This window comes from Streptomyces sp. NPDC002795, assembly GCF_042888725.1.
Classification (GTDB): Bacteria; Actinomycetota; Actinomycetes; order Streptomycetales; family Streptomycetaceae; genus Streptomyces.
The window spans coordinates 108,453-118,943 of record NZ_JBIAQB010000010.1 but is presented as its reverse complement, the minus strand read 5'-3'; the positions used below and the strand labels follow the sequence as shown (position 1 = coordinate 118,943).

Genomic DNA, 10,491 nt, shown 5'->3' with positions numbered 1-10,491 from the left:
CGGTTGTCATCACCATGGGCAACCGGCCGGCCGAACTGCGCGCACTCCTCGACTCGGTCGCCAAGCAGGACGGCGACCCGGTCGAGGTGGTCGTGGTCGGCAACGGCTCCCCGGTCCCGGACGTCCCCGAAGGCGTACGCACCGTGGAGCTGCCCGAGAACCTCGGCATCCCCGGAGGCCGCAACGTCGGCATCGAGGCCTTCGGCCCGTCCGGCTCCGACGTCGACATCCTGATGTTCCTGGACGACGACGGGCTGCTGCCGCTGACGGACACGGCCGAGAAGTGCCGCGCCGCCTTCACGGCCGACCCGAAGCTCGGCATCGTCAGCTTCCGCATCGCGGACCCGGACACCGGCGAGACCCAGCGCCGGCACGTGCCGCGGCTGCGCGCCGCCGACCCGATGCGTTCCTCGCGCGTGACCACGTTTCTGGGCGGCGCCAACGCCGTCCGTACGCGGGTCGTCGCCGAGGCCGGGCCGCTGCCCGCCGAGTTCTTCTACGCCCACGAGGAGACCGACCTCGCCTGGCGTGCCCTCGACGCGGGCTGGATGATCGACTACCGCGCCGACATGGTGCTTCACCACCCCACCACGGCCCCGTCCCGGCACGCGGTCTACCACCGCATGGTGGCCCGCAACCGCGTCTGGCTGGCCCGCCGCAACCTGCCCGCGCCCCTGGTGCCCGTGTACCTCGGCGTCTGGCTGCTGCTGACCCTCGCCCGCCGGCCCTCGGGCCCGGCACTGAAGGCCTGGCTCGGCGGTTTCAAGGAAGGCTGGACGACCCCCTGCGGCCCGAGGCGCCCCATGAAGTGGCGTACGGTGTGGCGGCTGACCCGACTGGGCCGACCCCCTGTCATCTGACAAGCTCGTGCCTGACGGCAGGCCGTGCATTTGAAGACGAAAGTTCCTCTTGTGAGTGAGACAACGCATGACGCCGGTGTCGCGGTGAGCGCGGCCCCGTCGCCCGACGACGGGCTCTCCCCGAGCGAGCTCGCCACCAAGTACGGCTTGTCCGTCTCCGGGGCCCGCCCCGGACTGTTCGAGTACGTACAACAGCTGTGGGGCCGGCGCCACTTCATCATCGCCTTCTCGCAGGCGAAGCTGACCGCCCAGTACAGCCAGGCCAAGCTCGGCCAGCTCTGGCAGGTGGCGACGCCCCTGCTGAACGCGGCGGTCTATTTCTTCATCTTCGGCCTGCTGCTGGGCGCCCGGAAGGGCATCCCGAACGACATCTACGTGCCGTTCCTGGTGACGGGCGTCTTCGTCTTCACGTTCACGCAGAGCTCGGTAATGGCGGGAGTCCGGGCCATCTCCGGCAACCTCGGCCTGGTCAGGGCGCTGCACTTCCCGAGGGCCTCGCTGCCGATCTCCTTCGCGCTCCAGCAGCTCCAGCAGCTGCTGTTCTCGATGATCGTGCTGGTCGTCGTCATGCTCGGGTTCGGCGTCTTCCCGGCCTTCTCCTGGCTCCTGGTGATCCCCGCCCTGGTCCTCCAGTTCGGCTTCAACATGGGCCTCGCGCTGATCTTCGCCAGGGCCGGCAGCAAGACGCCCGACCTGGCGCAGCTGATGCCGTTCGTCATGCGTACGTGGATGTACGCCTCCGGCGTCATGTTCAGCATCCCCGCGATGCTCGAGGACAAGAACGCCCCGGGCTGGCTCACGGACGTTCTGCAGTGGAACCCGGCCTCGATCTACATGGACCTGATCCGGTACGCCTTCATGGGCGGGCACGGGTACGGCTCCGATTTCCTCCCGCCGCACGTGTGGCCCTTCGCGGCCGGATGGGCCGTCCTCATCGGCGCCGCCGGCTTCGTCTACTTCTGGAAGGCAGAGGAGCGGTACGGCCGTGGCTGATCTCGAAAACCCCACCGACGCGCACGTCCCGACGGTCATCGCCGACGAGCTGCACATCGTGTACCGCGTCAACGGCGCGAAGACCGGCAAGGGCAGCGCCACCTCGGCACTGAGCCGGATCGTCAAGCGCGGCGACGAGCGCGGCGTGCGCAAGGTGCACGCCGTCAAGGGCGTCTCCTTCACCTCGTACCGCGGCGAGGCCATCGGCCTCATCGGGTCGAACGGCTCCGGCAAGTCGACCCTGCTGCGCGCCATCGCGGGCCTGCTGCCGGCCGAGAAGGGCAAGGTCTACACGAACGGCCAGCCCTCGCTGCTCGGCGTGAACGCGGCCCTGATGAACGACCTCACGGGCGAGCGCAACGTCATCCTCGGCGGTCTCGCCATGGGCATGACCCGCGAGGAGATCAAGGCGCGCTACCAGGACATCGTCGACTTCTCCGGCATCAACGAGAAGGGCGACTTCATCACGCTGCCGATGCGGACGTATTCGTCCGGCATGGCCGCGCGTCTGCGCTTCTCCATCGCGGCCGCCAAGGACCACGACGTGCTGATGATCGACGAGGCGCTGGCCACCGGCGACCGCAAGTTCCAGAAGCGCTCCGAGGCCCGCATCCGTGAGCTGCGCAAGGAGGCCGGCACGGTCTTCCTGGTGAGTCACAACAACAAGTCCATCCGCGACACCTGTGAACGCGTCCTGTGGCTGGAGCGCGGGGAACTGCGTATGGACGGTCCGACGGCCGAGGTACTCAAGGAGTACGAGAAGTTCACGGGCAAGTAACCGCCCGCCTCTGGACCACGTCATATGAGGCCCTACCGGCTTCCGTCCGGTGGGGCCTCTGATATGCCTGTAGGCACCAAGTAATTGGCGATCACGGTCAAGGGCGGGTCAACTTCCTTGCCCTGAAGGAATCTTGGCGTCAATCGGTGTGTTGTTGTGATGTGCGGAACACCCCGACGCGAGAGCGGGCGTTGTACAACGTAAGCTGTACCGGCCCCAATCGCGCCATGTGGGGCGATAAGGCGCGACATCCCGACCCCTGGGGGCCGGGTGGTGCGTGAGGGGCGGGGCGGCGTGTCCGAAATGAGATGCATTGGGTCCGCAGTGTAGAACGGGAGTTGTGACGGCAATGGCTATGGAAACTCTCCAGCTCCGCGAGGCTTTCGCCGTCCTCGCAGAAGTGGGCCGCACCCGGTGAGCGCGCAGCCCCGAGTGCGCCCCGAGAGCCCTGACGAAACAGCGAGCCCGGTGAGCGCCACCCTCGACAAGGCCGCCGAGGAGAACTTCCCGGTCGCCCCCTTCTTCCTGCCGCGCGCCTGGCGAGACGATCTGATGGCCGTATACGGGTTCGCGCGCCTCGTCGACGACATCGGTGACGGCGACCTCGCCCCCGGCGGCGCGGACGCCCGCCTCCTCGGTGTGTCACCCGATCGGGCGGACGACCGCCTCGCGATGCTGGACGCCTTCGAGGCCGACCTGCGGAAGGTCTTCGACGGCACGCCCCGCCACCCGCTCCTGAAGGCCCTTCAGCCCACCGTCCGCCACCGCTCGCTGACCCCCGAACCGTTCCTCGGCCTCATCGCCGCGAACCGCCAGGACCAGCTGGTCACGCGCTACGAGACGTACGACGACCTGCTCGCCTACTGCGAGCTGTCCGCCAACCCCGTGGGCCGCCTCGTCCTGGCCATCACCGGCACCGCGACCCCCGAGCGCATCCGCCTCTCGGACGCGGTCTGCACCGGACTCCAGATCGTCGAGCACCTCCAGGACGTGGCCGAGGACCTGGGCCGCGACCGGATCTACCTGCCGGCCGAAGACCTGAAGAAGTTCCACGTCGACGAGACGGATCTCGCCGCGCCGACCGCGGGCGCATCGGTGCGCGCGCTGGTCGCGTACGAGGCCGAACGCGCCCTGAAGCTGCTGAATGAAGGCACCCCCCTGGTGGGTAGCGTCCACGGCAGGCTGAAGCTGCTGCTGGCAGGGTTCGTCGCAGGGGGGAAGGCGGCGGTCCACGCGATCACCGCCGTTACGTACGACGTGCTTGAGGGACCACCGAAACCCACCAAGGCGCGGTTGCTGCGCGAGGTGGGAGCGACTCTGCGAGGAGAGGGGTGAGCAAGACCGTGGAGTCTGACCAGACCGTGTCGGCGCCGGTGCTCGCCGCATACAGCTACTGCGAGACCGTCACCGGGCAGCAGGCCCGCAACTTCGCCTACGGGATCCGGCTGCTGCCGAACGCGAAGCGGCGCGCCATGTCGGCCCTGTACGCGTTCTCGCGCCGCGTCGACGACATCGGCGACGGCGGCCTGGAGCCCGACATCAAGGCGCACCGGCTCGACGAGTCCAGGGCGCTGCTCGGCCGTGTCCAGGACGGCAAGGTCGAGGAGGACGACACCGACCCGGTGGCCGTCGCCCTCGCCGATGCCGCGAGCCGCTTCCCGATCCCGCTGGACGGGCTCGACGAACTGATCGACGGTGTCCTGATGGACCTGCGCGGCGAGACCTACGAGACCTGGGACGACCTGAAGGTCTACTGCCGGTGCGTCGCGGGCGCCATCGGGCGGGTCTCGCTGGGCGTGTTCGGCACGGAACCGGGGGCGCGCGGCGTCGAGCGGGCGCCGGAGCTTGCCGACACGCTCGGCCTCGCGCTGCAACTCACCAACATCCTCCGCGACGTGCGCGAGGACGCCGGGGACGGCCGCACCTATCTGCCCGCCGACGACCTCGCGAAGTTCGGCTGCTCCGCCGGGTTCCACGGACCCGTGCCCCCGGCAGGATCGGACTTCGCAGGCCTCGTGCACTTCGAAGTGCGCCGCGCCCGCGCCCTGTTCGCCGAGGGCTACCGCCTCCTTCCCATGCTCGACCGGCGCTCCGGCGCCTGCGTCGCCGCCATGGCCGGCATCTACCGCCGACTGCTCGACCGCATCGAGCGCGACCCCGAGGCCGTGCTGCGCGGCCGGGTCTCGCTGCCCGGCCACGAGAAGGCGTACGTCGCCGTGCGCGGCCTGTCGGGCCTCGACACCCGCACCGTCGTGCGCGGCGCCACCCGCGGCACCATCAGGAGGCGCGCCTGATGGACATCGCGGGCCAGGGTGACGTGGCGAGAACCAAGCGGCGGGCAACCCTCCGCCGGAGCGCCGCGTCCCTGCATGCAACGGTCGGTCGCGCGTTCGCCACACCCGTCGAACCCGGCCCCACGCAGGCCGTACGCACCACCGAAGGCACCACCCAGGGGGAGGGCGCATGAGCGAGGGGACCACGGCCGCCGACGTGCGCGAGGCGGACGCCGCCGGGGACCGCGCCCGGCCCACCGCGGTGGTCATCGGCGGTGGGCTCGCGGGCATCACGTCCGCGCTCGCCCTCGCCGACGGCGGCATGGACGTCACCCTCCTCGAAGGGCGGCCCCGGCTCGGCGGCCTCGCGTTCTCCTTCAAGCGCGGCGACCTCACCGTCGACAACGGCCAGCACGTGTACCTGCGCTGCTGCACCGCCTACCGCTGGTTCCTCGACCGCGTCGACGCCGCGCCGCTCGCGCCCCTGCAGGAACGACTCGACGTGCCCGTACTCGACGCCGAGAAGAACCGGCTCGGCCGGCTGCGGCGCACCGCGCTGCCCGTGCCGCTGCACCTGGCCAAGAGCCTCGCCACGTACCCGCACCTGTCGCTCGCCGAGCGCGCGAACGTCGGCCGCGCCGCGCTCGCCCTGGGGGGCCTCGACCCCGCCGATCCGGCGCTCGACAAGCGGGACTTCGGCTCCTGGCTGGCCGAGCACGGTCAGACGCAACGGGCCATCGAGGCGCTGTGGGACCTCGTCGGCGTCGCGACCCTGAACGCCGTGGCGGGCGAGTCCTCGCTGGGTCTGGCCGCCATGGTCTTCAAGACCGGGCTGCTGTCCGAGCCCGGCGCCGCCGACATCGGGTGGGCCAAGGTGCCCCTCGGTGAACTCCACGACACTTATCCCCGCAAGGCGCTCGACTCCGCGGGCGTACGCACCGAACTCCGTACACGCGTCACCTCCATCTCCCGTACGGACAACGGCCGTTGGGCCGTCGAGGTTCCCGAGGGGCCGGACGGGCGCGGCGAAGTCCTCGCCGCCGACACCGTCGTGCTCGCCGTGCCGCAGCGCGAGGCGCACGACCTGCTGCCCGCGGGCGCCCTCGACGAACCGGGCCGGCTGCTCGACATCGGCACCGCGCCGATCCTCAACCTGCACGTCGTCTACGGACGCAAGGTCCTCAAGCAGCCCTTCTTCACCGCGCTCGGCTCGCCCGTCCAGTGGGTCTTCGACCGCACGGACGCCTCGGGCCTGGCCCGTACGCTGCCGGGCGCCCAGTACCTCGCCGTCTCCCAGTCGGCCGCGCAGGACGAGATCGACGCGCCGGTCGCCACCCTGCGCGAGCGGTACCTGCCGGAGCTGGAGCGGCTGCTGCCCGCCGCGCGCGGTGCCACGATCCACGACTTCTTCGTCACCCGGGAGCGGACGGCGACCTTCGCGCCGACCCCCGGAGTCGGCGCGCTGCGGCCCACGGCCCGCACCAACGCCCCCGGCCTGTACCTGGCCGGCGCGTGGACCGCCACGGGGTGGCCCGCGACCATGGAAGGCGCTGTCCGCAGCGGCACCAGCGCCGCCGACGCGGCACTCGCCGCGCTCGGCCGCCCCCGTGGCCACCTGTACCGGGAGGCGGCATGACCAGCGAACTTCGTACGGTGGACGTGACCAGCGGCCTTCCCCAGGTCGACAAGCCGACAACGCTGTATCCGGTTACACAAGGAGAGACTGTGCCACCTGTGCCCTCGGCCCCAGAGGCTGCCGACGCGGTGGACGTGACCGCGCTTTTGGAGCGCGGCCGAACCCTGGCCACCCCCGTACTGAAGGCGGCGGTGGACCGCCTGGCATCCCCGATGGACACCGTCGCCGCCTACCACTTCGGCTGGATCGACGCCGAGGGCAACCCGGCCGACGGGGACGGCGGCAAGGCCGTGCGCCCCGCCCTGGCCGTGCTGTCCGCGCAGGCCGCGGGCGCCGACCCGGAGGTCGGCGTGCCGGGCGCCGTCGCGGTCGAGCTCGTCCACAACTTCTCGCTGCTGCACGACGACCTGATGGACGGCGACGAGCAGCGCCGCCACCGCGACACCGTGTGGAAGGTGCACGGCCCCGCCCAGGCGATCCTCGTCGGCGACGCCCTCTTCGCGCTGGCCAACGAGGTCATCCTGGAGCTGGAGACCGTCGACGCGGGCCGCGCCACGCGCCGACTGACCACCGCGACCCGCGCCCTCATCGACGGCCAGGCGCAGGACATCGGCTTCGAGCACCGCGAGCGCGTCAGCGTCGTCGAGTGCCTGGAGATGGAGGGCAACAAGACGGGCGCCCTGCTCGCCTGCGCCTCCTCCATCGGCGCGGTCCTCGGTGGCGCCGACGACGCGACCGCCGACGCGCTGGAGAAGTACGGCTACCACCTGGGCCTCGCCTTCCAGGCCGTCGACGACCTGCTCGGCATCTGGGGCGACCCCGAGTCGACCGGCAAGCAGACCTGGAGCGACCTGCGCCAACGCAAGAAGTCCCTCCCGGTCGTCGCCGCGCTCGGCGCCGGAGGACCGGCCTCCGAGCAGCTCGCGAAGATCCTCGCGGCCGACGCCAAGACCGATTTTGATGAGCGGACTCCGTCCGCGGGCGACTTCGACACCTTCACCGAGGCGGACTTCGCCGCCCGCGCCGCCCTCATCGAGGAGGCCGGCGGGCGCGAGTGGACCGCCGAGGAAGCGCGGCGCCAGTACGCCGTCGCCCTCGAAGCCCTGGACTCCGTCCAGATGCCAGCCACGGTGCGCGCCGAGTTCGTGGCGCTCGCCGACTTCGTCGTCGTACGAAAGAGATGATCACTATCGGCCGCATATGACTCGCAGTCGCCGGCCGGTGTCCCGCCAGGGCTCCGGCCGACGGTTACCCAGCAGAGAAGAAGCACTGCATGAAGGGATAGCCATGACAGCGACGACCGACGGAAGCTCCGGAGCCACGGCACCGCAGACGACCTCGGCCACCACTGCCCAACTGACCGACACGACCCCCGGGGCGGCCGGGACCCGGACCGCCGCCGGCCGAGCCATACAACGCGCCACGGACTTCCTGCTCGCGCGGCAGGACGACCGGGGCTGGTGGAAGGGCGACCTCGACACCAACGTGACGATGGACGCCGAAGACCTGCTGCTGCGCCAGTTCCTCGGCATCAGGGACAAGGCCACCACCGACGCCGCCGCGCTGTTCATCCGCGGCGAGCAGCGCGAGGACGGCACCTGGGCCACCTTCTACGGCGGACCCGGCGAGCTGTCCACCACCATCGAGGCGTACGTCGCGCTGCGCCTGGCCGGTGACTCCCCGGACGACGCGCACATGGCGAAGGCCTCCGCGTGGATCCGTGAGCGCGGCGGCATCGCCGCCAGCCGCGTGTTCACCCGGATCTGGCTGGCCCTGTTCGGCTGGTGGAAGTGGGACGACCTCCCCGAACTCCCTCCGGAGCTCATCTACTTCCCTAAGTGGATGCCGCTCAACATCTACGACTTCGGCTGCTGGGCCCGGCAGACGATCGTGCCGCTCACCGTGGTCTCCGCGAAGCGCCCGGTGCGCCCCGCGCCGTTCCCGCTGGACGAGCTGCACACCGACGCCCGCGATCCGAACCCGGCCAAGCCCCTTGCCTCAGTGGCGAGTTGGGACGGCGCGTTCCAGCGGCTCGACAAGATCATGCACGGCTACCGCAAGGTGTCCCTGAAGCGGCTCCGTAAGGCCGCGATCAACTCCGCGGGCCGCTGGATCATCGAGCGGCAGGAGAACGACGGCTGCTGGGGCGGCATCCAACCGCCCGCCGTCTACTCCGTCATCGCCCTCCACCTCCTCGGCTACGACCTCGAACACCCGGTCCTCAAAGCCGGGTTGGAGTCCCTGAACCGGTTCGCCGTGTGGCGCGAGGACGGGGCCCGGATGATCGAGGCCTGCCAGTCGCCGGTGTGGGACACGTGCCTGGCGACCATCGCGCTCGCCGACGCGGGACTGCCCGCCGACCACCCGGCGCTCGTCAGGGCCGCCGAGTGGATGATCGCCGAGCAGATCGACCGGCCAGGCGACTGGTCCGTGCGCAAGCCCCAACTGGAGCCCGGCGGCTGGGCGTTCGAGTTCGACAACGACAACTACCCCGACATCGACGACACCGCCGAGGTCGTGCTCGCGCTGCGCCGCGTCGCCCACCCCGACAGGGCGCGCGTCGAGAAGGCCATCGAGCGCGGCGTGCGCTGGAATCTCGGAATGCAGTCGAAGAACGGCGCATGGGGCGCCTTCGACGTCGACAACACCAGCCCGTTCCCCAACCGGCTGCCGTTCTGCGATTTCGGCGAGGTCATCGACCCACCGTCCGCCGACGTCACCGGGCACGTCGTCGAGATGCTCGCCATCGAGGGCCACACGCGCGACCCGCGCACCCGGCGCGGCATCGAGTGGCTGCTGGCCGAACAGGAGGACAACGGCGCCTGGTTCGGCCGCTGGGGCGTCAACTACATCTACGGCACCGGCTCCGTGGTGCCCGCCCTGGTCGCAGCCGGGCTGCCCGCCTCGCACCCCGCGATCAGACGGGCCGTCAGCTGGCTGGAGTCCGTCCAGAACGAGGACGGCGGCTGGGGCGAGGACCTGCGCTCGTACCGCTACGAGGACTGGAAGGGGCACGGCGCATCGACCGCCTCGCAGACCGGCTGGGCGCTGCTCGCGCTGCTCTCCGCGGGGGAGCGTGAGTCGAAGGCCGTCGAACGCGGCGTCACGTATCTCGCCGACACCCAGACGGAGGACGGCACCTGGGACGAGCCGTACTTCACCGGTACCGGCTTCCCCTGGGACTTCTCCATCAACTACCACCTGTACCGGCAGGTGTTCCCGCTGACCGCGCTCGGCCGGTACGTCAACGGCGAGCCCTTCAGTGACATGGGCGCCGCCGCCAAGGGGAGCTGATGACCCCATCGCCGACGGACCGGCCGTCGCAGACCGCGCCGCTGCTGGTCGCCTGCGCGCTCGGCATCGAGCACCTCGCGCTGCGCAGCGGCAGCAGGGCCGGGGCCACGAGCCCCGTGACCGTGCTGCGTACGGGCATGGGGCCCAAGGCCGCCGAGCACGCGGTCACCCGCGCCCTCGGCGACGCGGTGCTGCGCGACGCCGCCGTCGTGGCCACCGGGTTCTGTGCCGGGCTCGCGCCCGGCATGCACCCCGGTGACCTGGTCGTGGCAGAGGAGACCCGTGACACGTACGGCGCCACGCCGTGCGCCGGCACGGATCTCCTGGTAAAGGAGCTGGTCAGGGCCGTGCCCGGCAGGACCGTGCACACCGGGCCGCTGACCGGCTCGGACCACGTGGTGCGCGGTCACGAGCGCGCCGACCTGCTCAGCACCGGCGCGATCGCCGTGGACATGGAGTCGGCCGCGACCCTGAGGGCGGCCGGTGTGGCCGGAAGGCGTCCGGTTGCCGCCGTCCGGGTGGTCGTGGACGCTCCAGAACATGAACTCGTCAGGATCGGCACCGTTCGCGGTGGACTATCGGCTTTCCGTGTCCTTCGTGCCGTCCTACCCGCCTTTTTTGAATGGCACCGTTCTTTGCTGCTCCCTCGGAGGTGAG

At 70.8% G+C, this 10,491-nt stretch carries 10 protein-coding genes; all 10 read left to right on the top strand.

All coding sequences use genetic code 11. The annotated features are described in order from the left end of the window. Window positions 1-14 precede the first annotated feature (14 nt). Window positions 15-860 (top strand): glycosyltransferase family 2 protein, encoded by an 846-nt coding sequence (locus ACFYWS_RS28825; protein WP_389281557.1) that lies wholly within the window; start codon window positions 15-17, stop codon window positions 858-860. 51 nt (window positions 861-911) lie between these two features. Beyond that, entirely contained in the window at window positions 912-1,853 is a 942-nt protein-coding gene (locus tag ACFYWS_RS28820; protein ID WP_389281258.1) for an ABC transporter permease, read from the top strand. Further along, a complete protein-coding gene (locus tag ACFYWS_RS28815; RefSeq protein WP_389281257.1) occupies window positions 1,846-2,631 on the top strand; it encodes an ABC transporter ATP-binding protein in 786 nt (261 codons plus the stop codon). The genes ACFYWS_RS28820 and ACFYWS_RS28815 overlap by 8 nt, the downstream gene beginning before the upstream one ends. A 432-nt stretch (window positions 2,632-3,063) precedes the next feature. Further along, window positions 3,064-3,966, top strand: coding sequence for a squalene synthase HpnC (gene hpnC, locus ACFYWS_RS28810; protein WP_389281555.1), 903 nt, complete (start codon window positions 3,064-3,066; stop codon window positions 3,964-3,966). Beyond that, window positions 3,963-4,925, top strand: coding sequence for a presqualene diphosphate synthase HpnD (gene hpnD / locus ACFYWS_RS28805; RefSeq protein ID WP_389281256.1), 963 nt, complete (start codon window positions 3,963-3,965; stop codon window positions 4,923-4,925). The genes hpnC and hpnD overlap by 4 nt, the downstream gene beginning before the upstream one ends. Continuing rightward, entirely contained in the window at window positions 4,925-5,098 is a 174-nt protein-coding gene (locus ACFYWS_RS28800; RefSeq protein WP_389281254.1) for a DUF6380 family protein, read from the top strand. Before hpnD ends, ACFYWS_RS28800 begins: the two co-directional genes overlap by 1 nt. Beyond that, window positions 5,095-6,540: a hydroxysqualene dehydroxylase HpnE gene (hpnE, locus tag ACFYWS_RS28795; RefSeq protein WP_389281252.1), complete on the top strand. Its 1,446-nt coding sequence runs from the start codon at window positions 5,095-5,097 to the stop codon at window positions 6,538-6,540. Before ACFYWS_RS28800 ends, hpnE begins: the two co-directional genes overlap by 4 nt. 89 nt (window positions 6,541-6,629) lie before the next feature. Next, window positions 6,630-7,724 (top strand): polyprenyl synthetase family protein, encoded by a 1,095-nt coding sequence (locus tag ACFYWS_RS28790; RefSeq protein WP_389281250.1) that lies wholly within the window; start codon window positions 6,630-6,632, stop codon window positions 7,722-7,724. 103 nt (window positions 7,725-7,827) lie between these two features. Then, complete coding sequence (shc, locus tag ACFYWS_RS28785) at window positions 7,828-9,834, top strand: squalene--hopene cyclase (protein WP_389281249.1); 2,007 nt, start codon at window positions 7,828-7,830, stop codon at window positions 9,832-9,834. Next, window positions 9,834-10,490 carry a 1-hydroxy-2-methyl-2-butenyl 4-diphosphate reductase gene (locus tag ACFYWS_RS28780; protein ID WP_389281247.1) on the top strand — a complete coding sequence of 219 codons (657 nt, stop codon included), beginning with the start codon at window positions 9,834-9,836 and terminating at the stop codon, window positions 10,488-10,490. Before shc ends, ACFYWS_RS28780 begins: the two co-directional genes overlap by 1 nt. The last annotated feature ends 1 nt before the right edge of the window (window position 10,491 follow it).